This window comes from Streptomyces sp. NPDC003300 (assembly GCF_040610915.1).
In the GTDB taxonomy this organism is placed as follows: Bacteria; Actinomycetota; Actinomycetes; order Streptomycetales; family Streptomycetaceae; genus Actinacidiphila.
Genome location: NZ_JBEXNE010000004.1, coordinates 185,440 through 208,887, shown reverse-complemented (window position 1 = coordinate 208,887; position 23,448 = coordinate 185,440). Strand labels below are relative to the sequence as shown.

General features: G+C 72.3%; 19 protein-coding genes and 3 tRNA genes. 9 read left to right on the top strand and 13 right to left on the bottom strand.

Annotation, left to right across the window (positions count from 1 at the left end):
* Positions 1 to 51: 51 nt before the first annotated feature.
* Genes purL through purS form a run of 3 tightly spaced genes read right to left on the bottom strand, consistent with a single transcriptional unit; the run spans position 52 to position 3,220 of the window.
* The gene (purL, locus tag ABZX65_RS08065; protein ID WP_355336139.1) at positions 52 to 2,301 is read right to left on the bottom strand and encodes a phosphoribosylformylglycinamidine synthase subunit PurL; all 2,250 of its coding nucleotides are present in this window, start codon (positions 2,299 to 2,301) and stop codon (positions 52 to 54) included.
* Positions 2,298 to 2,978, bottom strand: coding sequence for a phosphoribosylformylglycinamidine synthase subunit PurQ (gene purQ, locus ABZX65_RS08060; RefSeq protein ID WP_355336137.1), 681 nt, complete (start codon positions 2,976 to 2,978; stop codon positions 2,298 to 2,300). Before purQ ends, purL begins: the two co-directional genes overlap by 4 nt.
* Positions 2,975 to 3,220 carry a phosphoribosylformylglycinamidine synthase subunit PurS gene (purS, locus tag ABZX65_RS08055; protein WP_093716007.1) on the bottom strand — a complete coding sequence of 82 codons (246 nt, stop codon included), beginning with the start codon at positions 3,218 to 3,220 and terminating at the stop codon, positions 2,975 to 2,977. Before purS ends, purQ begins: the two co-directional genes overlap by 4 nt.
* Positions 3,221 to 3,623: 403 nt before the next feature.
* Here purS and ABZX65_RS08050 point away from each other — a divergent pair, with 403 nt between their 5' ends.
* The 4 genes from ABZX65_RS08050 (at position 3,624) to ABZX65_RS08035 (ending at position 4,511) form a co-directional block, all read left to right on the top strand.
* Entirely contained in the window at positions 3,624 to 3,941 is a 318-nt protein-coding gene (locus ABZX65_RS08050; protein WP_188284161.1) for an Lsr2 family protein, read from the top strand.
* Positions 3,942 to 4,082: 141 nt separating this feature from the next.
* Positions 4,083 to 4,154 (top strand) — tRNA-Gly (locus ABZX65_RS08045).
* A 49-nt stretch (positions 4,155 to 4,203) separates the two neighbouring features.
* Positions 4,204 to 4,279, top strand: a tRNA-Gly gene (locus ABZX65_RS08040).
* Positions 4,280 to 4,435: 156 nt separating this feature from the next.
* Positions 4,436 to 4,511, top strand: a tRNA-Gly gene (locus ABZX65_RS08035).
* Positions 4,512 to 4,577: 66 nt separating this feature from the next.
* On the opposite strand, the gene ABZX65_RS08030 is transcribed toward ABZX65_RS08035, so the two are convergent.
* The 4 genes from ABZX65_RS08030 to purD form a co-directional block, all read right to left on the bottom strand.
* A complete protein-coding gene (locus tag ABZX65_RS08030; protein WP_355336135.1) occupies positions 4,578 to 5,480 on the bottom strand; it encodes a phosphoribosylaminoimidazolesuccinocarboxamide synthase in 903 nt (300 codons plus the stop codon).
* A 154-nt stretch (positions 5,481 to 5,634) separates the two neighbouring features.
* Positions 5,635 to 7,119 carry a N,N-dimethylformamidase beta subunit family domain-containing protein gene (locus ABZX65_RS08025; protein ID WP_355336134.1) on the bottom strand — a complete coding sequence of 495 codons (1,485 nt, stop codon included), beginning with the start codon at positions 7,117 to 7,119 and terminating at the stop codon, positions 5,635 to 5,637.
* 520 nt (positions 7,120 to 7,639) lie between these two features.
* Positions 7,640 to 9,451 carry a hypothetical protein gene (locus ABZX65_RS08020; RefSeq protein ID WP_355336132.1) on the bottom strand — a complete coding sequence of 604 codons (1,812 nt, stop codon included), beginning with the start codon at positions 9,449 to 9,451 and terminating at the stop codon, positions 7,640 to 7,642.
* Between the two features lie 195 nt (positions 9,452 to 9,646).
* The gene (gene purD, locus ABZX65_RS08015; protein WP_355336130.1) at positions 9,647 to 10,894 is read right to left on the bottom strand and encodes a phosphoribosylamine--glycine ligase; all 1,248 of its coding nucleotides are present in this window, start codon (positions 10,892 to 10,894) and stop codon (positions 9,647 to 9,649) included.
* Positions 10,895 to 11,130: 236 nt separating this feature from the next.
* On the opposite strand from purD, the gene ABZX65_RS08010 reads away from it, so the two are divergent.
* The gene (locus ABZX65_RS08010) at positions 11,131 to 11,877 is read left to right on the top strand and encodes an SLATT domain-containing protein (RefSeq protein WP_355336128.1); all 747 of its coding nucleotides are present in this window, start codon (positions 11,131 to 11,133) and stop codon (positions 11,875 to 11,877) included.
* Between the two features lie 107 nt (positions 11,878 to 11,984).
* On the opposite strand, the gene ABZX65_RS08005 is transcribed toward ABZX65_RS08010, so the two are convergent.
* Together ABZX65_RS08005 and ABZX65_RS08000 are read right to left on the bottom strand one after the other, a co-directional pair.
* Positions 11,985 to 12,635, bottom strand: coding sequence for a hypothetical protein (locus tag ABZX65_RS08005; protein WP_188284155.1), 651 nt, complete (start codon positions 12,633 to 12,635; stop codon positions 11,985 to 11,987).
* Positions 12,636 to 12,688: 53 nt separating this feature from the next.
* Entirely contained in the window at positions 12,689 to 13,375 is a 687-nt protein-coding gene (locus ABZX65_RS08000; protein WP_355336126.1) for a GntR family transcriptional regulator, read from the bottom strand.
* Between the two features lie 244 nt (positions 13,376 to 13,619).
* Between ABZX65_RS08000 and ABZX65_RS07995 the strand changes: the two genes are divergently transcribed.
* The gene (locus ABZX65_RS07995; RefSeq protein WP_355336124.1) at positions 13,620 to 15,362 is read left to right on the top strand and encodes a protein kinase; all 1,743 of its coding nucleotides are present in this window, start codon (positions 13,620 to 13,622) and stop codon (positions 15,360 to 15,362) included.
* Between the two features lie 96 nt (positions 15,363 to 15,458).
* On the opposite strand, the gene ABZX65_RS07990 is transcribed toward ABZX65_RS07995, so the two are convergent.
* Positions 15,459 to 16,742, bottom strand: coding sequence for an adenylosuccinate synthase (locus ABZX65_RS07990; RefSeq protein WP_355336123.1), 1,284 nt, complete (start codon positions 16,740 to 16,742; stop codon positions 15,459 to 15,461).
* A gap of 134 nt (positions 16,743 to 16,876) precedes the next feature.
* Here ABZX65_RS07990 and ABZX65_RS07985 point away from each other — a divergent pair, with 134 nt between their 5' ends.
* Positions 16,877 to 17,722: a diacylglycerol kinase family protein gene (locus ABZX65_RS07985; protein ID WP_355336121.1), complete on the top strand. Its 846-nt coding sequence runs from the start codon at positions 16,877 to 16,879 to the stop codon at positions 17,720 to 17,722.
* A gap of 31 nt (positions 17,723 to 17,753) precedes the next feature.
* On the opposite strand, the gene ABZX65_RS07980 is transcribed toward ABZX65_RS07985, so the two are convergent.
* The gene (locus tag ABZX65_RS07980) at positions 17,754 to 18,236 is read right to left on the bottom strand and encodes a helix-turn-helix domain-containing protein (RefSeq protein ID WP_355336119.1); all 483 of its coding nucleotides are present in this window, start codon (positions 18,234 to 18,236) and stop codon (positions 17,754 to 17,756) included.
* Between the two features lie 101 nt (positions 18,237 to 18,337).
* Here ABZX65_RS07980 and ABZX65_RS07975 point away from each other — a divergent pair, with 101 nt between their 5' ends.
* A complete protein-coding gene (locus ABZX65_RS07975; protein ID WP_355336117.1) occupies positions 18,338 to 19,450 on the top strand; it encodes an ABC transporter ATP-binding protein in 1,113 nt (370 codons plus the stop codon).
* On the top strand, positions 19,447 to 21,054 hold the full coding sequence (locus ABZX65_RS07970) for an ABC transporter permease (RefSeq protein ID WP_355336115.1): 1,608 nt from the start codon (positions 19,447 to 19,449) through the stop codon (positions 21,052 to 21,054). The genes ABZX65_RS07975 and ABZX65_RS07970 overlap by 4 nt, the downstream gene beginning before the upstream one ends.
* A gap of 146 nt (positions 21,055 to 21,200) precedes the next feature.
* Here the strand turns inward: ABZX65_RS07970 and ABZX65_RS07965 are convergent, their stop codons facing one another.
* Together ABZX65_RS07965 and ABZX65_RS07960 are read right to left on the bottom strand one after the other, a co-directional pair.
* The gene (locus tag ABZX65_RS07965) at positions 21,201 to 22,451 is read right to left on the bottom strand and encodes a cytochrome P450 (protein ID WP_355336113.1); all 1,251 of its coding nucleotides are present in this window, start codon (positions 22,449 to 22,451) and stop codon (positions 21,201 to 21,203) included.
* A complete protein-coding gene (locus ABZX65_RS07960; protein WP_355336111.1) occupies positions 22,448 to 23,281 on the bottom strand; it encodes an MBL fold metallo-hydrolase in 834 nt (277 codons plus the stop codon). Before ABZX65_RS07960 ends, ABZX65_RS07965 begins: the two co-directional genes overlap by 4 nt.
* Between the last annotated feature and the right edge of the window lie 167 nt (positions 23,282 to 23,448).

Sequence of the window (23,448 nt, the reverse complement as noted above, 5' to 3'; positions counted from 1 at the left end):
TCATCGCGGCCGGGGCACCCGGTGGACTTTCCCGTCACATCAGCGGGAGGCTCAGGCGAGCAGCGCCGGAATCGTCCCCTCGTGCGCGGCGCGCAGTTCGCCCAGCGGAATGCTGAACTCCCCCTGCACGTCGATCTCGTCGCCGTCGATGACGCCGATCCGCGCCGCCGGAAGCCCCCGCGCCCCGCACATGTCGGTGAAGCGCAGTTCCTCGGAGCGCGGCACCGCGACGACGGCGCGGCCCGCGGACTCGGAGAACAGGAACGTGAAGGCGTCCAGACCGTCCGGGACGACCAGCCGCGCGCCGTGCCCGCCGCGCAGGCAGGACTCGGTGACCGCCTGGACGAGACCGCCGTCGCTGAGGTCGTGGGCGGCGTCGATCATGCCGTCGCGCGACGCGGAGATCAGGATCTCGCCGAGCAGCCGCTCGCGGTCGAGGTCGACGGCGGGCGGCAGACCGCCGAGGTGGTCGTGGACGACCTGCGACCAGGCCGAGCCGCCGAACTCCTCGCGGGTGTCACCGAGCAGGTAGATCAGGTGGCCCTCGTCCTTGAAGGCCATCGGCGTACGCCGGTTGACGTCGTCGATCACGCCGAGCACCGCGACCACCGGGGTCGGGTGGATCGCCACGTCGCCGGTCTGGTTGTACAGCGACACGTTGCCGCCGGTCACCGGGGTGCCGAGCTGGAGGCAGCCGTCGGCGAGACCGCGGGTGGCCTCGGCGAACTGCCACATCACGGCCGGGTCCTCGGGCGAGCCGAAGTTCAGGCAGTCCGAGATGGCCAGCGGCTTGGCCCCGGAGGCGGCGACATTGCGGTACGCCTCCGCGAGCGCCAACTGCGCGCCCGTGTACGGGTCGAGCTTCGTGAAGCGGCCGTTGCCGTCGGTGGCGATGGCCACGCCGAGGTCGGTCTCCTCGTCGATCCGGATCATGCCGGAGTCCTCGGGCTGCGCCAGCACCGTGTTGCCCTGCACGAAGCGGTCGTACTGGTCGGTGACCCACGCCTTGGACGCCTGGTTCGGCGAGCCGACCAGCTTGAGCACCTGCTCGCGCAGTTCGGCGGAGGTGCCGGGCCGCGGCAGCTTCCCCGCGTCGTCGGCCTGGAGCGCGTCCTGCCAGTCCGGCCGGGCGTACGGGCGGTGGTACGTCGGCCCGTCGTGCGCGACCGAGCGCGGCGGCACGTCCACGATCTGCTCGCCGTGCCAGAAGATCTCCAGTTGCGAGCCCTCGGTCACCTCACCGATGACGGTGGCGATGACGTCCCACTTCTCGCAGATCGCCAGGAAGCGCTCGACCTTGTCGGGCTCGACGATCGCGCACATGCGCTCCTGCGACTCGCTCATGAGGATTTCCTCGGGCGAGAGCGTCGCGTCGCGCAGCGGCACGGTGTCCAGTTCGACGCGCATGCCGCCGGAGCCGGCCGAGGCCAGCTCGCTGGTGGCGCAGGACAGGCCCGCGCCGCCGAGGTCCTGGATGCCCGCGACCAGTTGCTCGCGGAAGATCTCCAGGGTGCACTCGATGAGCAGCTTCTCCTGGAAGGGGTCGCCGACCTGGACGGCGGGGCGGCGGGACGGGCCGGTCGAGTCGAAGGTCTCGCTGGCCAGCACCGAGACGCCGCCGATGCCGTCGCCGCCGGTCCTGGCGCCGTACAGGATCACCTTGTTGCCGGGGCCCGACGCCTGCGCGAGGTGGATGTCCTCGTGCTTCATGACGCCCACGCACAGCGCGTTGACCAGCGGATTGCCCTGGTAGCAGGGGTCGAAGACGACCTCGCCGCCGATGTTGGGCAGGCCGAGGCAGTTTCCGTAGCCGCCGACGCCCGAGACGATGCCGGGCAGGACGCGCCGGGTGTCGGGGTGGTCGGCCGCGCCGAACCGCAGCGGGTCCATCACGGCGACCGGCCGCGCGCCCATCGCGAGGATGTCGCGGACGATGCCGCCGACGCCGGTGGCCGCGCCCTGGTAGGGCTCGATGTACGACGGGTGGTTGTGCGACTCGATCTTGAAGGTGACGGCGTAGCCCTGGCCGACGTCCACGACGCCCGCGTTCTCACCGATGCCGACGAGCAGCGCGTCGGTCTGCGGGGCCTTCTCGCCGAACTGCTTCAGGTGCACCTTGCTCGACTTGTACGAGCAGTGCTCCGACCACATGACCGAGTACATCGCCAGTTCCGCGCCGGTCGGGCGGCGGCCCAGGATCTCGCGGATCCGGGCGTACTCGTCCTCCTTGAGGCCGAGTTCCTTCCACGGCTGCCCGGCCTCGGGCGTCTCGGCGGCGTGCTTGACGGTATCGAGGGTCATGCGGAGACCAACTTCTTCAGGACCGAGGTGAAGAATCCGAGGCCGTCGGTGCGGCCGGTGCCGATCAGCGGCTCGACGGCGTGCTCGGGGTGCGGCATGAGGCCGACGACATTGCCCGCGGCATTGCTGATGCCCGCGATGTCACGGAGCGACCCGTTCGGATTGCCGTCCAGATAGCGGAAGACCACCCGGCCCTCGGCTTCCAGTTCGTCCAGCACCCGCTCGGCGGCGGTGTAGCGGCCGTCGATGTTCTTCAGCGGGATGGAGATCTCCTGGCCGTCCGCGTACTGCGACGTCCAGGCGGTGGCGCTGGTCTCGACCCGCAGCTTCTGGTCGCGGCAGACGAAGTGGAGGTGGTTGTTGCGCAGCATCGCGCCTGGCAGCAGATGCGACTCGGTGAGCACCTGGAACCCATTGCAGATGCCGAGAACCGGCATTCCGGCCTTCGCCTGTTCGATGATCGTTTCCATCACCGGCGAGAAACGCGAGATCGCGCCGGCCCGCAGATAGTCGCCGTACGAGAAGCCGCCCGGCAGAACCACCGCGTCGACCTGCTGGAGATCCTTGTCACGGTGCCACAGCGGTACGGCTTCGGCGCCCGCGACCCGGACGGCGCGCTGTGTGTCACGGTCGTCGAGCGTGCCGGGGAATGTGACGACGCCAACGCGCGCAGTCACGACTCCACCTTTACGGCGAAGTCCTCGATCACGGTGTTCGCGAGAAAGGTTTCCGCCATCTCGCGAATGCGGGCGAGGGCGGCGTCGTCGACCGGCCCCTCGACCTCTAGTTCAAAGCGCTTTCCCTGGCGGACGTCGGAGATCCCGTCGAAGCCCAGGCGCGGCAGTGCTCGCTGCACCGCCTGGCCCTGGGGGTCGAGGATCTCCGGCTTGAGCATGACGTCGACTACGACGCGTGCCACTTGCACTCCCGGTGGTGTGGTGCGTGAGGTTCTCTCAGCGTACCCGGTGCGAAAATCTACGCGAGTAGATATGAACGCGACCCCTAGCGCACCCCTAGATCACTGATCACGTTTATGTATCGGCCGCCGAAATGCTTGGGGAAACCCGTAGGTGAAACATAGGGTCCCGATTACGAAGCGGCACCCGGGGGAATTAACAGGTGTCACGATGTATCACGCGGTGCCCATTTCGTGGCATCGTACAAATGAAAACTTGTCGACACTCGACTTGTCGGCCCACCCGTGACACCGGGGCCCGGCGTCCGGTCGCGACCGTTCCCGCTCGCGACCGCCACGACACACGGGCCGCGTGCGATCGCCGGGCCCCGGCAAGGCCGATGGCGTACGAAAGGACCACATCCCTATGGCGCAACGCGTACTGGTCACCCTCGCCGACGACCTGGACGGCGGAGAAGCGGCGGAAACCATCGCATTCGGCGTCGACGGTCAGTGGTACGAGATCGACCTCTCGTCCCAGAACGCGGACAAGCTGCGCAATGACCTGGCTCCTTACGTGGAGGCCGGCCGCCGCCGCACCCTTTCGGGCCGCGCCTACAAGCGCACGCCGATCGCCCCGACCCCGGCCACCGTCCGCGCCTGGGCGCAGTCGAACGGCTTCGAGGTCCCGGCCCGCGGGCGCATCCCCAAGAAGGTCTACGAAGCGTTCAACAAGGCCAGTTGACGGTTCCGCGACAACTCACTGACAACCGCCGGGCGAACGGGCGGGGGCGGTGGTGCCGACTGGACAGCCACCCCCACCCTTCCGCTAGTGTGTGGAGCACGCCGAGGGCAGGGCCGGAAAGGCCAGGTCAGCGGAGGTCACGCGGGTGTAGCTCAGTAGCAGAGCGCCCCCCTTCCAGGGGGGAGGGGCAGTGTGCAATTCCTGTCGCCCGCTCTGGTCGCTCCGGCCGGTCCTATGGATCGGATAGAGTGGCCGCAGCAATGCGGACGTGGCTCAGTTGGTAGAGCATCACCTTGCCAAGGTGAGGGTCGCGAGTTCGAATCTCGTCGTCCGCTCCAGCGTCACGAAGGCCCCGGTCACCACGACCGGGGCCTTCGTCGTACCCGGGCGTCCGCTCGGCGCGTCGCCGGGCGTCCGCTCGGCGCGTCACGGGGCGGCGGGATATATCGGTTTCTAATGGCCGCGTCCGATCGGGTACAGTGTCTGCACGGCCTGCGGACGTGGCTCAGTTGGTAGAGCATCACCTTGCCAAGGTGAGGGTCGCGAGTTCGAATCTCGTCGTCCGCTCCAGCATCGCGAAGGCCCCGGTCACCACGACCGGGGCCTTCGTCGTCTCTCCGCTTCCGCGCCGGGGTGCTACGACCAGGCGGTGCCGGTGAGGCGCTCGTACGCCTCCACGTAGCGGGCGCGGGACTGCTCGACGACCTCGGCGGGCAGGCCGGGCGGCGGCTCCTCGCCGTTGCGGTCCCAGCCCAGCGCCGGGTCGGTGAGGTGGTCGCGGACGAACTGCTTGTCGAAGGACGGCTGCGCGCGGCCCGGCTCCCACAGGTCAGCCGGCCAGAAGCGGGACGAGTCGGGGGTCAGCACCTCGTCGGCGATGACCAGCGTGCCCTGTTCGTCGTAACCGAACTCGAACTTCGTGTCGGCCAGGATGATGCCCCGCTCCCGCGCGATGTCGCGGGCCCTGCCGTAGACGGCCAGCGTGGTCTGCCGGAGCAGCGTCGCGGTCTCGGCGCCGACCTCGCGGGCGACCTCCTCGTACGACACGTTCTCGTCGTGCTCACCGACCTCGGCCTTGGTGGCGGGGGTGAAGATCGGCGCGGGCAGCTCGGAGCCGTCCACCAGGCCCTCGGGGAGCGCGAGACCGCACACCGTACGGTCCCGGTTGTACTCGACCAGGCCGGAGCCGGTCAGATAGCCGCGTGCGACGCACTCGACCGGCACCATGCGCAGCGAACGGCACACCATGGTGCGGCCCGCCCACTGCGCGGGGGCGCCCTCGGGCAGCTCGGTGGAGATCACGTGGTTGGGCACGATGTCGGCGAGCAGGTCGAACCACCACAGCGAGAGCTGCGTGAGAATCCGGCCCTTGTCGGGGATCTCGGTGGGCAGCACCCAGTCGTAGACGGAGGTGCGGTCGCTGGCGACCATCACCAGGTCGCCCTCCGCGTTCTGGTACAGATCGCGCACCTTGCCAGTGTGCAGATGTACCAGTCCCGGCACCTGGACAGGCTCGGGTTTCTCGACGAATCCGGACACGGGTCGTCCTCCCCACTCGGCGGTTCAGCTCCCGATTCTCGCTTATCGGGACAGCTGGAGCGCGCGGGGGCTCCTCCTTTCGCCGCCCGCTCGCCTCCGGCGGCTTGGACCCGGCGCGCCGCCTCCGGCTCGCAGGCTCCGGCGGACCCACCCCTCAGTCGTGCTTGCAGATGCGGTCGAGGAGGTTGGCGGTGGCGCGCTGGACGCGCGGGTCGACGTGGTTGGGGCGGTCGAGCGCCGGGGACCAGGCGAAGGTGCCGGAGGCGAAGACGTAGGCGCCGCTGGGGGCCTGGTAGAGCGAGGTCTCCTGGTGGCAGCGGCGGCCGTCGGTGGACTCGTACGGCGAGTGGGCCAGCAGGATGCGCTCGATACTCTCGGGCAGCGGGGCGCGCGGGTAGTAGCGGTCGGCCTCGCCCGCGACCAGGCCGTCGATCTCGTCGCCCTCGGTGGCGCCGGTGGCCTCCCACAGCCAGTGCTCGGCGTTGCGGACGATGAGCGGCGACGGCTGGGGGACGCGGCCCGCGTACTGCACGCCGAGCACGAGCTGTTCCGGCTCGCCGAGGTCGCGCCAGAGCGCGGTGCGGCCCTTGTTGTCGCCGCGGCGCTTGCGGCAGCTCAGCAGCCGGTCCGCGTCCCCGGCCGGGGACGCGGCCAGCTCGACCTGCCAGTACATGGTGTTGGCCGACAGGAAGACCAGCGAGGTGCCCGCGTCGCGCGCGGTCTCGGCGGCCCGGCGCATCGGCTTGGACCAGTACTCGTCGTGGCCGGGGAAGACCAGGCCGCGGTAGCGCGTGGGGTCGATACGGCCCGCGTGCAGGTCGCGGGCGTCGGCGTACGCGAGGTCGTAGCCGTAGCGCTCGGCGAAGCGTACGAAGTCGTAGGCGTGGCCGATGTGCAGCGGGAGCCCGGCGCCCGCGTAGGGGCGGTCGAAGGAGACGGTGGTGGCGGCCTGTTCCTCGCCGAGGAGCTGCCCCTTCTCGTCCCACGCGTGGTACAGGCTGGCGCCGGTCCTGCCGTCCTCGGGGTAGAGGTTGTACGCCTGCCACGTCACGTCGGGCATCAGCAGGAGCAGGTCCGCCTCGTGGGTGGCGCGGACGGTGAAGGGGACGTGGCTGCGGTAGCCGTCGGCGGTGGTGAGGACGGCCACGTACGCGCCGGTGTTCCAGTACGTGGGGATCTGCAACCGCCAGGACTGCCACCAGTGGTGGCAGGAAACCGTCCTTCCGGCGGCCAGCGGCGCGGGCTGGACGATGCCGGACAGCCGGGGGCTCGCGGACATCTTCGCGGCGCCGTCGCCGCCGTAGTGGCCGATCCGGTAGACGTCGACCGTGAACTCCTGCGGCGGGTCCACGGTGATCCGGAAGTCGATGGCCTCGCCGGGCACGACGGATCCCGCGGAGGCGAAGCCCTTGATCTGACGGCGTACGTCGTCGGCGGTACGCGGTCCGGGGAAGCGCGGGCGGTGCGCGGCGTCGCCGCTGCTCACGGCCAGGTCGACGTACCAGGGGACGACCTGGCCGTCGTCGTCCAGGTACTGGGAGGCGCCGCGCAGCCAGGGCAGCGGGCCCTGGCCGAAGGGGTCGGAGACCCCGTGGGCATGCGCTCCGGACTCCCACCGTCGGATCTGGTCCGTACTCATCGAAGCCCCTCCCTCACCCGATCCCCGGCCGCGCCGGCTCCCGCGGTTCCCCGCTCCACCCGTGGTTCACCCATGCGGTGCAATAGTGCGGCGCACATACCCAGCACATCACAGAAAGCACCGCACCGGTTACCGTTCGTGGTGAATTATCGGAACGGATCGGGCGACGAGTGAAGCAGATTCGGTCAACCGGCGTGTGGTGAACGTCACATGACCCAGGTCAAGCGGTCGCGCCGCGCGCTCCGAGCGGTCGGGAGCGGGCGGTACGGGCCAGAAGCCGGGCGGGTTCCGCGCCGCGAGGCGCGCCGCGGGGCGGTGCGCGAGGCGGTGCCGGGCGGTGTGCGGTCGTGGCCGAAACGCGTCGCCCCCGGACGGCGCTCGCGCGGGGGCGACGTGGCGCTTGTCACATTGGTTGATCATGACGGCGCGTCACGTCGGTTGGTCACGACGGCGCGTCACGTCGGTCGATCACGACGACGGGTCACGCCCGTCGATCACGACGGCGCATTACGTCGGTTGATCACACCAGCCGGATCGGCTTGTCGGGGCGGACGCCGACGGCCCTGAGCCAGGAGCGCAGCGGTGCCGCGTCGCCGTTCTCGACCAGGCGGAGCACCGGCCAGGTCAGATCGGCCCGACGGGCGCCGCCGACGAGCAGCGTGGGGCCGTCCAGCCAGTCCAGGCCCGCGTCGGCGCCCGCGGTGTCCACGGCGGCGCAGCAGACGACGGCGGTGACGTGGTCGGTCAGCAGCTCACGGCCGGTGCGGGGCGGCAGCAACGGGGAGACGGGCACGGGGGTTTCCTCAGTACCGCCGCCCGTTCCGCCACCGTTTCCGCCGCCGGTTCCGCCGCCGCCCTTGGCGTTCTCGGCCGTCGCGGCGTGCCGAGCCGCCTCGTCGCGGGCGGCGAGCGCGCCGATCCTGGCGGCCAGCTCCTCGCTGCCGCCGCGTGAGAGCCGGTCGATGACGCGGGTGAGGGTGGCGCGGCCCGGCTCGTCGGCGAGCGCGGCGGCGGCCCGTTCCGCCGCCGAGGTGCGGGCGGCGGCGGTCGGCCCGGTCATGGCCCGGTCGCCGAGGAGCAGGCCGCTGCGGCGCCCGCCGCCGATCGCGGCCGGTCCCTCGTCCTCTTCCTCGGCCGCGGCGGCGATGCCGGGCTCCGGCGGCGGCACCTCGTCCAGGACGCGTATCAGCCGGGCGGCCTCGGTGCGCCAGATGCGGTCGACGACCTCGTCCGGATAGCCGTTCCAGCTCACCGGCGCCCAGTCGGGGCCGGGCCGCTGCGGGCCCGCGTGGAAGAGCCGGGCGGCCAGCAGCGAGACGGCCTCGTCCATCGCGCCGGGCTCCTCCAGGAGATCGCAGGCCGGGCGTTCGCCCAGCCGGGTCTCGAAGCCGTCGGCGAGCCGGTCGCGCCGGGACAGCTCGGTGAGCGCGGCGACCACCCCGGCGTCCAGCCGGGACGGCCAGCGGCCCATCCGCCAGGCGGGCAGCGCGACGCGGGTGAGCAGCCGGTCCCAGCCCGCGTAGGCCAGGCCCACCTGTTCCTGGGCGACGATCCGCAGCCCGTAGTCGACGGCCTGCGCGCGCTCGGAGGCGGAGGCGGCGACGCCCCGCTCCATCTCGGCGACATGGACACGGCAGCCGTTCAGCAGCAGCCGGACCGTCCAGCCGAGGACGCCGAACACCGGTCGCAGCAGCACAGTGCCCTCGCGGCCGTGCGCGGCGACTCCGGCCGCCGCGTCGAGGCCGCGCACGAAGCGGCGGGCGGCCGCTATCTCCGGATCGGCGGCGGGTCCCGTGCCTGCCACCACGGGCGCGAGCAGCGCGCGCAGCTCCGCGATCCGCATCCACCACATGAAGGGCGAGCCGATCACCAGCACGGGCGCGGTCCGCCTGCCCTCTTCCCTGGCGGCCTTCCTGGCCTTGCGGCCCGCGGGCCGGTCGGCCCTGCGCTCCTCCAGCCAGCTGTCGCAGTCCGGCGTCAGCTCTATCGCCGACGGCGCGGGCACCTCCATCCGCTCCGCCAGGTCGCGGACCATCCGGTAGAGGTCGGGCGCGGCGGTCTCGGCCACCGGCACCGCGGGACTGACCGCGGGCCTGGCCCGTACGATCACCGCCGCGACGGCCGCCGCGACCAGCAGCACCACCAGCGCGCCACCGGTCATCCCCCAGCGCACACCGTCCCAGCGCGAGCCGATCCGGCCGGTCGCGCCGCCCGCGTGCAGGACGACGGCGACGGCGGCGGGCAGCAGGGCCGCGCCGAGCGCGGCGCCCCGGACCCGGAGCACCGCCAGGGCACGGGAGCGCGCGACCGCCTCACCTGCTTCTCCGGCCATCGGCGACTCACCCCCTGCGCTGTGGTGACCGCCCCGATGGCGGCCTCCCCCCACTGTCGCACCGCCCACGGACATCGCAATGGCCGTACGGCTGATTGCCGCAATGTCCCGCAGTGCGCTTTCGGGGCACCCTAGTTCGGCGCCGGGAAGGAGTCAGCCTTATGGCCGAGTCATCACTCCTTGGAGTGGCTTTGGTCAGAGACCGGCCGCTTTCGCGGCGATGTCCGTACGGTGGTGGCCACCGTCCAGACCGATCCGGTCGACCGCGCGGTAGGCCCGGTCACGGGCCTTGGCGAGGTCGGACCCGGTCGCGGTGACCGACAGCACCCGGCCGCCCGCGCTGACGATCCGCCCGTCGTCCTCCCGGGTGCCCGCGTGCAGGACGTACGCGTGCTCGTCCTTCTCCGCGACGTCCGCGAGCCCGGAGATCGGGTCGCCGGTGCGCGGGGTGTCCGGGTAGTTGTACGAGGCGATGACCACGGTCACCGCCGCGCCGTCGCTCCAGCGCAGCCGCGGGAAGGCGGCGAGCTGCCCGGTGGCCGCGGCCCGCAGCAGTCCGGCCAGCGGCGTCTTGAGCCGGGCGAGTACGACCTGCGTCTCGGGGTCGCCGAAGCGCGCGTTGAACTCGATGACCCGCACACCGCGCGAGGTGATGGCGAGACCGGCGTAGAGCAGGCCCGCGAAGGGCGTGCCGCGGCGGCGCAGTTCGTCCACGGTCGGCTGGAGCACGGTCCGCTCGACCTCGTCGACGAGCTTGGGGTCGGCCCACGGCAGCGGCGAATAGGCGCCCATCCCGCCGGTGTTGGGGCCCTCGTCGTCGTCCAGCGCCCGCTTGAAGTCCTGCGCGGGCTGGAGCGGTACGACCGTCTCGCCGTCAGTGACCGCGAACAGCGACACCTCGGGGCCGTCGAGGAACTCCTCGATGACCACCCGGTCGCAGCTCAGCGCGTGCGCGCGGGCGGTGGCCAGGTCGCCGGTGACGACCACGCCCTTGCCCGCCGCGAGCCCGTCGTCCTTGACGACATAGGGCGCGCCGAAGGCGTCGAGCGCCACGTCGACCTCGTCGGCCGTCGTACAGACGTAACTGCGCGCGGTCGGCACCCCGGCCGCCGCCATCACGTCCTTGGCGAACGCCTTGGAGCCCTCCAGCTCCGCGGCCCGCGCCGACGGGCCGAAGCAGTCGATGCCGCTGGCCCGTACCGCGTCGGCGACCCCGGCGACCAGCGGGGCCTCGGGCCCCACGATCACGAAGTCGGCGCCGAGGGAGACGGCGAGTTCTGCGACGGCCGCGCCGTCGAGGGCGTCGACCTGGTGCAGCTCGGCGACCTCGCCGATTCCGGCGTTGCCGGGCGCGCAGTGCAGCGAGGTGACGTCGGGGTCGAGCGAGAGGGAGCGGCACAGGGCGTGTTCGCGGGCGCCGCCGCCGATGACAAGGACCTTCACGCGCACCAGGGTAGTGGGCCGCGGGGCGGCGGGCCGCCCTCACTCTTTCGAGCGACCGCATTCATCGGCCTATACCTGATCACGCTGCCCGTATGGGCGGATATCCGGAGATCGCTACCCCGCGCTCAGCCGTTCGGCGGTAAGAAGAGTGCTTCACCACCGGGCCGGACATCCGGTGCCGAAAGCCGCATATGAGGTCCACGAGGGGCCCTTGGGGCCATACGAGGGAGCGTGCAGTGAGCCAGCCGGACATGTTTCCCGAGGAAGCACCTCGGGACGAGCCTCAGCGGCGGGCGCTGCACCATCAGCACGAGGACCTGCGGGCGCTGCCGTTCCCGCTCGGCGACTGGGGCGAGCCCGCGGAACGCCTGGCGGAGCTGTACCGCTGGGCCGAGACGGGCGCCCTGCGCACCGCCGACTGGTACCTCGACGACCGTATCCGCAAGCGCCGCGCCGCCCGCGCCCTGCGTCTGGGCGCCGTCCTCTTCGGCACCGCCGGCGCCGCCCTGCCGCTGGTGGAGCTGACCGGCACCGCGGACACCAGCGCGAGCTGGGGCTATCTCGCGCTGCTCCTGGCGGGTGTCTGCCTCGGCACCGACCGCCTCTTCGGCCTGACCTCGGGGTGGATGCGCGACGTCGCCACCGCCCAGGCCGTCCAGCGCCGCCTGGAGTCCCTGCGCTTCGACTGGGCCTCCGAGAGCGTCCGCGAGGTCCTCGGCCCCACCGAGGGCACCGCCGCCGAGGCCGCGGAACGCTGTCTGGCCATCCTGCGCCGCTTCTGCGACGACCTCGCCGACCTCGTCCGGATGGAGACGTCCGACTGGATCGTCGAATTCGGCGGCCATACCTCCGGCGCTCCGCTGCGCACCCAGTCCGCCGCCTGGTGGCCGAGCCGCCAGGAGCCGTCGCCGGGTCCGCGCCTGGCGCACCCGAGCACGCGCCCCAACATGCCGCGCCAACGGCCGCCGGAGAGCCCGAGGTAGCCGGGGGCGGCTCGCCAAGTGGCCGGGGTGGCCGGGTGCGGCTCGCCAGGCAGCGCGGTGCGGCTCGCCAAGGAGCCCGGTGCGGCTCACTAAGTAGCCCGGTGCGATTAGCTGAAGACGATCATCGAGCCCTGGCCCAGGCTCCGCGTCGCCGCCGCGTGCAGGCCGAGCCACACGTGGTGTTCCCGCGCGAACGGCCCGTTGCCCACGACCGGTGAGACGGCCGGCTCCTCAAGAGTGGTGTGGTGTTCGGGCGGCGCGGGCGGCAGCGGCGGGTTGGCGGGGTCGATGCCGATGACGGGGGCCACGAATTCGAGTTCGCGCAGCAGCCCGTGGCTGGAGCCGAGGGGGCCGCCGCCTTCGAGGAGTTCGTCGTTGACGACGGGCTGGGGGAAGTCGAGGGGGACGTACGCGCCCGCGTGGTCGTAGTGCCAGACCAGGTGCGACCGCTGGGCGGTGGCCTCGAACATCTCCAGGAGCTGTTCGTAGTCGCCGCCGAGGGCGTCGACCGGGGTGACCTCGAGCCCCTGGAGGCTGAGCAGATAGGCGCGGCGCAGGAAGTGCAGGGCGTCGTAGTCGAAGCACGCGATCGGGCCGACGTCGCCCGACAGCCCCGGCATGTAGTTGTAGACGGGGACGGGCGGCTGTCCGGCGTCGTTCAACGCCTTGTCGTATCGGGCGAGTTCCTCGGAGAAGGGGTTTTCCGGGCTGTGGCAGAGCACGTCCACGAGGGGCACCAGCCACAAGTCGCAGGCCACGAACACTCCATCCGGTCGGGGGCGTACAGCCTAAAACGCCCGCGCCGGTCGCGTCATGGCCGGGCGGGGACGAGCTTTTCGATGAGGGCGCTGGTGTGGTCGCTGTGCTCCAGGGTGAGCTGCCGGGCGGTCGCTGTGTCGCGGGCGGCGACGGCGTCCACGAGGGCGACGTGGTCGGACCAGCAGACCCCGGCGGTGTCGTGCAGGGCGCGCAGGTGGGGGACGGCGTAGATCCAGGTCTGGGTGCGCATGCGGTCGAGGAATTCGCAGATGTGCGGGTTGCCGCCGAGGGCGGTCAACTCGCGCCAGAAGCGCAGGTCGCAGCCGATGAGGATGTCGAGGACACCGGAGCGGGCGGCGCGGGCGGCGGCTTCGGCGCGGCGCCGCACGGACGCGACGGCGTCGGGCGGCACGTCGCCCATGCCGACCTCGGCCATCCGCCGGAAGGACGCCTCGACGACGAAGAGCCGCGCTTCGGTGAGGGTGCGGAAGTCCTGCGCGGTGAAACGGCGGACCTGGAAGCCGCGGTGCTGCTCGACTTCGAGCAGTCCCTGTGCCGCGAGGTCGACCAGGGCCTCGCGGACGGGGGTCGCGGAGACGCCGTACAGCTCGGCGATCTCCTTGACGGTGAAGTGGCGGCCGGCCTGGAGCCGTCCGGTCAGCACCTCGTCGCGCAGGGCGTCGGCGATCTGCTGGCGCAGACTGCTGCGCCGCACAGGCGATACGCCGCCGTCCGGCATGCCGTCTCCTTCGTCGTCCTTGTGCGTCGCGCGCGCCCACGTACTCCGGTGATTCGTACGTTCGTACGCGCGGGTGACTGCCGCACACGATATGCGAAGCCCGTACGCGTATGCGCGGCGAGCGGAACGGGGAACACCTCTGACCCCCTGCCGTTCATACGCTTATTCTTCGCCGTACGGGTGGGCGGCGGCGCGGTGCCGGGACGGAGCCGCACAGTGCGGAGCGGGACGGGGAAGAGCGACGATGGACGAGCTGAGGTCCGGCGATCCGCGGTCGATCGGCGCGTACCGCCTCCTGGGCAGGCTCGGGGTGGGCGGGATGGGCATCGTCTACCTGGCGCGTTCCGAGCGCGGGCGCACGGTGGCGGTGAAGCTGGTCCGCGACGAACTGGCGTCCCAGGAGGAATTCCGCACCCGTTTCCGCCGTGAGGTGCAGGCCGCGCGCCGGGTGGGCGGGAAGTGGACCGCGCCGGTGCTGGACGCCGACACCGAGGCCGAGGTCCCGTGGGTGGCGACCGGTTATGTGGCGGGGCCCTCGCTCAGCCAGGTGGTCAAGGAGTACGGTCCGCTGCCGGAGCGTTCGGTGCGGGTGCTCGCCTCCGGGCTCGCGCACGCGCTGCGCGACATCCACGCCGCCGGTCTGGTGCACCGCGATCTCAAACCCTCGAACGTGATGATCACCATCGACGGTCCCCGGGTGATCGACTTCGGGATCGCGCGCGCCCTGGAGACGGTCGTCGACGGCGGCTCCCTCACCTATACCGGCGCCATGGTGGGCTCCCCCGGTTTCATGTCGCCCGAGCAGGTGCGCGGCGACCGGGTGACGCCCGCCTGCGACATCTTCTGCCTCGGCTCGGTGCTGGCCTACGCGTCGACCGGTCTCCAGCCGTTCGGCGCGGCGGCCAGCGGTGTGCACGCCCAGATGTTCCGGATCGTGCAGGAGCCGCCCGACCTGGACGAAGTGCCCGACGGGCTGCGCGAGTTGGTGGCCGCCTGCCTGGTGAAGGAGCCCGAGGAGCGGCCCTCGCTGGCGCGGGTGCTGGAGCGGCTGGGCGAGGCGGACGGCGGGAGCGACGACAGCGCGGCGCAGGACTCGACCGCCGAGCCGTGGCTGTCCGGCGCGATCGTGGCGCAGCTCGGACGGCACGCGGTGCGGCTGCTGGAGGTGGAGGCGGCGGCGGAGTCCCCCACGCCCACGGAGCTGGACGTGGGGGTCGTGGCCGCGGGCGGACCGGGCGCCCCCACGCCGACACGGGCGGACCCCGGCCACCTCTCGGGCACCGGCGCGCGCACCGACGGCGCGACCCCGGTCAGGCAACCGCCGCCGACCGCGTACTCACCGACCTACGGCTCGTACGCGCCCCCGGCCGGTGCGGCACCGGCCGGTCCGACGCCGCCCCCGCCGACGTACACGCAACCGCAGGCGGCAGGGCCGGACGCGGGCGGGCCGCGCAAGACGCGGCGCGGGCCGCTGATCGCGGCGATCGTCGCCCTGGTGGTCGTCGCGGGCGGCGTGACGGCGTACATCGCGGGCCAGGGGGGCACGAAGAACACGGCCGATCCGGACCCCGGTGTGAGCACACCCACCGGTCCGACGTCCCCGCCGGTCTCGGGTCCCGCGCGGACGTCGCCGGGCCAGGCGGACCCCGCGAACGCGGCGGTGCCCAGCGGCATGGTCGGCACCTGGCGGACCTCCTTCACCAGTGACGACGCGGGCGACAACACCCGGACGCTGACGGTGAAGGCGGACGGCTCCGTGGAACTGTCGGGCGACAGCGCCTCCTACGCCTGCTTCTGGTCGATGCACGTCGTCTCGGTGGGCCCGCCGGTCGAGTTGAGCCCGTCGCAGGTGGTGACGGGGACGCCCGCGTCCTCGTGCAGCCCCGGCGACGGCACCACGCTCACCCTGGTGGACGACACCCATCTGCGCCGCGACAACCTCGACACGAGCAAGGCGCCGCTGACGTACACCAAGGTCGACCACTGACCGCGTACGGACACAGGTAAGCCCCGCTCACCTGGGTGAGCGGGGCTTACCTACGGAACCGGAACCGGGGCCTGGGGCCTGGGGCCTGGGGCCGTTCTAGAGGAACGAGTTGATCTCGATCGTCTCGGTACGGCCGGGGCCGACGCCGATCGCGGAGATCGGGGCGCCCGACATCTCCTCCAGCGCCTTCACGTACGCCTGCGCGTTCTTCGGCAGGTCGGAGAGCGACTTGGCCTTGCTGATGTCCTCCGTCCAGCCGGGCAGGTACTCGTAGACCGGCTTGGCGTGGTGGAAGTCGGACTGGCTGTAGGGCAGTTCCTCGACCCGGCGGCCGTCGATCTCGTACGCGACGCAGACCGGGATCTGCTCCCAGCCGGTGAGGATGTCCAGCTTGGTGAGGAAGAAGTCGGTGAGGCCGTTGACCCGGGTCGCGTAACGGGCGATGACCGCGTCGAACCAGCCGCAGCGCCGGTTGCGCCCGGTGGTGACGCCGAACTCGTGCCCCACGGTGCGCAGTCGCTCGCCGTCCGCGTCGAACAGCTCGGTGGGGAACGGCCCGGAGCCCACACGCGTGGTGTAGGCCTTGAGGATGCCGATCACCCGGCTGATCTTCGTGGGGCCGATACCGCTGCCGGTGCAGGCGCCGCCGGACGTCGGGTTGGACGACGTGACGAAGGGGTACGTGCCGTGGTCGACGTCGAGGAGCGTGCCCTGGCCGCCCTCCATCAGGACGACCTTGCCCTCGTCGAGCGCGTTGTTGAGGATCAGGGTCGTGTCGGCGACGTAGCTCCTGATCTGCTCCGCGTAGCCGAGGTACTCCTCGACGACCTGGGCGGTGCTGATCGCGCGCCGGTTGAAGAGCTTGACCAGCACCTGGTTCTTCTCGCTGAGCGCCGCGTCGACCTTCTGCTGGAGGATCGATTCGTCGAACAGGTCCTGGATGCGGATGCCCACCCGGTTGATCTTGTCGGCGTAGGCCGGGCCGATGCCGCGCCCGGTGGTGCCGATCTTGCGGTTGCCGAGGAACCGCTCCGTCACCTTGTCGATGGTCTGGTGATACGGCGTGATCAGGTGCGCGTTACCGCTGATCAGGAGCTTGGACGTGTCGACACCGCGCTCGTTCAGCCCGCTCAGCTCGGAGAGCAGGACCGCCGGGTCGACGACGACACCGTTCCCAATGACCGGGGTGCACCCCGGTGACAGGATTCCGGAGGGGAGGAGATGCAGTGCGTACTTCTGGTCGCCGACGACGACCGTGTGGCCGGCGTTGTTGCCGCCCTGGTATCGCACCACATAGTCCACGGAGCCACCGAGCAGGTCGGTGGCCTTCCCCTTGCCCTCGTCACCCCACTGAGCACCGAGCAGCACAAGTGCGGGCACAGGCGTACACCCCTTCCGGGCGGGGCATGTCCAACGTGCAGAGAGCCGTCGAACCTGCCCCGGAATAGACGAAGCCCCTGACGCAAAGGCGCAAGGGGCTCTTGCACCGAGATTTTACCTGAGGAAGGACCAAGGTGTCGGCCGTGTCTCCTGGGCATCCTCCCCCGGACTCCGACCGGGGGCACCCCCTGCTCCTGGTCATCGACCCCGCGGCACGCGCGGTCGACGGCGAATCCGTGCGGATCGCCAAAGATGTCCTGTGCGCGGGCGCGTACTCCGTAAAAGTTTGCGTCCCGGATTCCGCGGAGGAGGCGGAGCGCGCGCTGGCGCACCGCGGTCGCCGTCACCCTGTGGTGCTCGGCGACGACGCGGCGCTGCTGCGGATGGTGCGCGCGCTGCACCGCGACCGCACGCTCGGGGAGGCGCCGGTCGCGCTGGTGCCGATCGGGCCGCGGTCCGCGCTGGCCCGCGGCCTCGGGGTGCCGGGCCAGGTGCTGGCGGCGGCGCGGGCAGTGCTCGACGGCGTCGAGCGGGAGCTCGACCTGCTGGTCGACGAGAGCGGCGGGATCGTGCTCGGCACGCTGAGCATCCCGTGCGGCACCCCGGTCTCGCAGACCGCAGCGCACTGGTGGACGCCGGTCGAGAAGACCGCCCGCTCCCTGGTCCGCACCCTCACCGCGCCGATCCCGGTCAACGGCCAGCAGCCGCGGCAACGGCTGCGCGTGGAGGCCGACGGTGTGCTGCTGGCCGATCTGGACCAGCCGGTGCAGGAGATCTCGGTCCGCACCTCGCCGTCGGGCGTGGCGGAGGTCTTCGTCCGCCGTACGGAGGGCGCGGAGCACGTACGCGCGCAGGCGCGGACCATCACCGTCTCGGGCCGGGACTTCCGCTACCGCGCGGACTCCGCCGTCACCGGGCCGGTGCGCAGCCGTACGTGGACGGTGGAGCGGTCGGCGTGGCGGCTGACGGTGCCGCGCTGAGGGCGGCAGGAGCGTTTCAGCGGGCCGCGCGTCACATCGTGGCCTTGTGCTCCCGCCAGCGGTCCATCATCGCGCCGAGCTCCCTTTGCAGGAAGTCGAAGAAGGCGGCGGTCTCGGCGAGCCGCTGACCCGCGTCCGTCTCCTCGCCGACGGTGTCTATTCCGGTGCGCAAGGTGTTCTCCCAGCGGGCGAGGACGCCGCTGCGGCTGGTGAACGTCTCGTACCACTGGTCGTGGTGCACCCGGTACAGCTCGCGGCGCGAGCCGGGGTCGCGCTCGCGGTGCACCATGCCGACCTGGGCGAGGTAGCGCACGGCGCCGGAGACCGCGGCCGGGCTGACCTGGAGCCTTTCGCTCAGCTCGGCGGAGCTGAGCGCGCCGTTCTCGGACACGAGCAGCGCGGAGAAGACCCGGGCGGCCATCCGCTGCATTCCGGCCTCGACCATCTCGGCGGCGAAGCGCTCGATGAAGGTCAGCACCTCCGCAGGTCTCTCTTCGTCCCGCGGGTCCGCCATGGCCGCCGCCCCCCTCGTCCGATCCGATCACGTCACGCTGAGTGAAGTTTATCCGCTTCGTCATCTTCACAAATTTCTGAATGTACTGTAGCTTCACAAGCATGACGGACGCAATCATGGTGGCCGGGCTCCACAAGACCTTCGGCCGCACACACGCACTCGACGGACTCGACCTGTCCGTCCGCACCGGCGAGGTGCACGGCTTCCTGGGTCCCAACGGGGCGGGGAAGTCCACCACGATCCGCGTCCTGCTCGGCCTGATCAGAGCCGACGGCGGCGAGGCCCGGCTGCTCGGCGGCGACCCGTGGCGGGACGCGGTGGCCCTGCACCGGCGGATCGCCTACGTGCCGGGCGATGTCACGCTGTGGCCCAATCTCAGCGGCGGCGAGATCATCGACCTCTTCGGCAGACTGCGCGGCGGGGGCGGCGGAGGCGCTGTGCGCGGGCGGTGGCGCGGGCGCGGGCGGGGGGAGACCGGCGAGCGGGGCGACGGCGGTGCCGCGAGCCGGAAACAGGAACTGCTCGACCGGTTCGAGCTGGATCCGACGAAGAAGGGCGGCGCGTATTCGAAGGGCAACCGGCAGAAGGTCGCCCTGGTCGCCGCCTTCGCCTCGGACGCCGACCTGCTGATCCTGGACGAGCCGACCTCGGGACTCGACCCGCTGATGGAAGAGGTCTTCCAGGGCTGCGTGGAGCAGGCCAGGGACCGCGGGGCGACCGTGCTGCTGTCCAGCCACATCCTCAGCGAGGTCGAGGCGCTCTGCGACCGGGTCAGCATCATCCGCCAGGGCCGCACCGTGGAGACCGGCGCCCTCGGCGAGCTGCGCCATCTGACCCGCACCAGCGTCACCGCGGAGCTGGCCGCCCCACCGCGCGGCCTCGACGAACTGCCCGGCGTGCACGACGTGGACGTCAGCGGGCACCACGTCACCCTCCAGGCCGACACCGACAAGCTCGACGCCCTGCTGCGCGCCCTCGCCGACACCGGCGTCCGCAGCCTCACCAGCCGCCCGCCCACCCTGGAGGAGCTGTTCCGCAGGCACTACGAGGACCCGGACGCCGACGGTCACGCGTCGGCTGCCGAGGGCCGGGCCGGTACGCCGTCCGGACCCGACAGGCCGTCCGCGACCGGTACGCCCGCATCCGGACCCGACGGGACGACCGCATCCGGTACGCCGTCCGCGACCGGTCCGCGTAAGGCGACGCCCCGATGAGCGGCTTCGCGGGCACCGGCGCCCTCACCCAACTGGCCCTGCGCCGCGACCGGCTGATGATCCCGGCCTGGCTGTACGTGCTGGCCGCGTCCGTCATCGGCACCGCCGCCTCCTTCCGCACGCTCTACGGCGACCAGGCCGAACGCGCGGACCTCGCGCGCAGCACCAACGCCAGCGCGCCGCTGCGCGCGCTCTTCGGACCCATCTACGACTGGGACACGATCGGCGCGCTCACCGGCTGGCGGATGGGCGTGCTCGGCGCGTCCCTCACCGGGCTGATGAGCATGCTGATCGTCGTCCGGCACACCCGTGAGGAAGAGGAGACCGGCCGCCAGGACATGCTCGGCGCGACCATGGTCGACCGCCGGGCCCCGCTCACCGCCGCCCTGTCGGCCGCCGCGACCGCCGACGTCGCCATCGCCCTGGTCGTGCTGTGCGGCATGACCGTGCTCGGCCAGAGCCTGACGGGCTCGGTCGCGCTCGCCCTCGCCCTCGCGGTCGGCGGCATGATGTTCGCCGGGGTCGCCGCGGTGACCGCCCAGGTCACCGAGACCGCGCGGCTCGCCAAGGGCGTCGCGGGAGCCGTGCTCGGCGGCGCCTTCCTGCTGCGCGCCGCCGGGGACGCCGCGACCACCGACTCCTCCTCGCCCCTGGTGTGGATCTCGCCGCTGGGCTGGCTCGAACACCTCCATCCGTACGCCGACGAGGCGTGGTGGGTGCTGCTGCCCGCCGCCGCCTTCGCCGTACTGACCTGCGGCGCCGCGTACGCGCTGGTCGCCCGCCGGGACACCGGGGCCGGTCTGCTGCCCGCCCGTCCGGGACCCGCGCGGGCGGCCCGTTCGCTGAACGGACCCCTCGCCCTGGCCTGGCGATTGCAGCGCGGCACCCTGTACGCGTGGGCCGCGGGCCTGGCGGTCGCGGGCGGGGTCTACGGCTCGGTCACCGACTCCGTCGGGGACCTGATCGGCGGCAACGGCCAGGTGGACGACATCTTCCAGCGGATGGGCGGCCACCAGGGCCTGACCGACGCGTTCCTGTCGACCGCGATGGGCCTGCTCGGCATCATGGCCGCCGTCTTCGCCGTGCAGAGCGTGCTGCGGCTGCGCACCGAGGAGACCGGGCAGGGCGCGGAGGCCGTGCTCGCCCAGTCGGTCGGCAGGGTGCGCTGGGCCGCGAGCCACCTCGTCCACGCGCTGCTCGGGACGGTCGTCCTGCTGGCCACCGGCGGCCTGCTGATGGGCCTGGCCTACGGCGGCGCCATCGACGACATCGGCGGGCAGGTCCCCCGGCTGATCGGGGCGGCCGTCGCGCAGGCGCCCGCCGTGTGGGTGCTGATCGGGCTCGGCACCCTGCTGTTCGGCCTGCTCCCGAGGGCGTCCACGGCCGCCTGGGGCCTGCTCGGGCTCTTCGTGATGATGGGCCAGCTCGGCCCGGTGCTGCGGCTGCCGCAGCCGCTGCTCGACCTGTCGCCGTTCACCCACGTGCCGAAGCTGCCCGGCGGCGAGATCACCGCGACGCCGTACGCCTGGCTGATACTCGTGGCCGCCGGGACCCTCGCGGCCGGCCTGGCCGGGCTGCGCCGCCGCGACCTCGTCACCGGCTGACCCGCGGCGATCCGCGCAGGGTCGTGCGCGTGGGCAGGCCGTACGGTCCCGCGCGCGGCTGCCCGTACGGTCCTGCGCCCGTCCGCCCGTCCACCCCACGGCCCTGCGCGCGTCCGCCCCACGGCCCTGCGCGCGGTTCCGCGCCGTCACCAGGTGACCAGCAGCTCCTCCGGTCCGCGGATCACGTAGCCGGGGCTCCAGGCGGGCTCGGCGACCAGCCGCAGGCCGGGCGCCTGGCGCAGGAAGGTGCCGAAGGACGCGCCGAGTTCGAGGCGGGCCAGCGGGGCGCCGAGGCAGTAGTGGATGCCCGCGCCGAAGCTGACATGGCGGTTGTCGGCGGCGGGGCGGGTGACGTCGAAGCGGTCGGGGTCGGTGAAGCGGGCCGGGTCGCGGTTGGCGGAGCCGAAGAGCAGGGCGACCTCGGAGCCGCGCGGGATGACCGTGCCGCCGACCTCGATGTCGTCCAGCACCCAGCGTTCGAACATCTGCAAGGGGGTGTCGTAACGCAGCATCTCGTCCACGCCGTCCCGCAGCCGGTCGGGGGCGTCGTAGAGGAGTTGGAGCTGGTCGGGGTGGCGGAAGAGGGTGAGCCAGCCGATGGTGGTGGTGTTGACCGTGGCCTCGTGGCCCGCGTTCAGCAGCAACACGATGGTGGAGATCATCTCCTGCTCGCTGAGCACGTCCCCGTCCTCGCGGGCCGCGATCAGCGCGCTGATCAGGTCCTCGCCGGGGTCGGCGCGCCGGGCGGCGATGAGTTCGTGCAGATACGCGGAGAACTCCTCGCTGGCTGCGACCGCGCGGCGGGCGCTCTCCTCGGTGGGGTTCAGCTCGAACATCCCGGTGATCGCCGCCGACCAGGGCCGCAGCAGACCGCGGTCGGCGGCCGGGATGCCCAGCATCTCGGCGATGACCGCGACCGGCAGCGGCTCGGCGACCCGGGAGAGCAGGTCGCCGCCGCCGTCGGCGTGCAGGGAGGTGATGAGTCCGGCGGCCAGGCGCTCGACGGTGGGGGCCAGATTCTCCACCGTGCGCGGGGTGAAGGCCTTGGCGACCAGGCGGCGGATGCGGGAGTGCGCGGGGGCTTCGAGGTCCAGCATCCCGTTGCCGTTGAGCGTGGTGAACGGCTCGTGCTCGGCGGGCGGCGCCTCGCGGCCGAACTCCTCGTGGGTGAAGCGGTGCAGGTAGGTGCGGCCCAGACGGCGGTCGCGCAGCAGGGCGTTGACGTCGTCGTAGTGCGGGATGAGCCACTGCCTGGTCGGCTCGAACCAGTGCGCGCGGCCGGCCGCGCGCAGGGCCTCGTAGGCCGGGTAGGGGTCGGCGACGAAGGAGGGCGACCAGGGCTCGAAGGCGGGTCCGGGCGAAGGGGCGGCGGGTGACGCGGGAGGGGTGGGTGTCATGGCAGATCGATGAGTCCGTGTTCGCGTAGGTAGGCCAGCTGGGCCCGGACGGAGAGCTCGGCGGCGGGCCACAGGGAGCGGTCGACGTCGGCGTAGACGTGGGAGACGACGTCGGCGGCGGTGAGCAGCCCCGACTCGACAGCGGTCTCGACCTGGGCGAGCCGGTGCGCGCGGTGGGCGAGGTAGTACTCGACGGCGCCGCGGGCGTCGGTGAGCACGGGGCCGTGCCCGGGCAGCACGGTGTCCACCCCGCCGTCGACCGTCAGGGCCTGGAGCCGCCGCAGCGAGTCCAGGTAGTCGCCGAGCCGCCCGTCGGGGTGCGCGACCACGGTGGTGCCGCGGCCCAGCACGGTGTCGCCGGTCAGGACGGCGCCGTCGGCCGGGAGGTGGAAGGAGAGCGAGTCGGCGGTGTGGCCGGGTGTGGAGACGACCTGGAGTTCCAGGCCGCCGGTGGTGACGGTGTCGCCCGCGGCCAGGCCCTCGTCGCCGAGCCGCAGCGCCGGGTCCAGGGCCCGTACGCGGGTGCCGGTCAGTTCGGCGAAGCGGGCCGCGCCCTCCGCGTGGTCGGGGTGGCCGTGGGTGAGCAGGGTGAGGGCGACGCGCTTGCCCGCCCGCTCGGCGACCTCCACCACGTGGGCGAGGTGGCCCTCGTCCAGCGGGCCGGGGTCGATGACGACGGCCAGCGGTGAGTCGGGTTCTGCCACGATCCAGGTGTTGGTGCCGTCCAGGGTCATCGCCGAGGGGTTGGGCGCCAGCACGCACAGGGCGCGGGCGGTGGCCCGGCCGCCGATGGTGGCCCGCGGCTCGCCGGGCGGCTTCGCGGCGGTCATCGGCCCGCTCCCTCGTCCTGGGCCCGGTCCGGGTCCTCGCGCCGCGCCGCGTCCTGAGCCCGGCCCTGGTCCTGAGGCCGGTCCTGGTCCTGAGCCGGGTCCGGGTCCCGGTCCTGGTCCTGAGTCTGGCCCTGGCCCTGGTCCTGAGCCGGGTCCGGGTCCCGGCC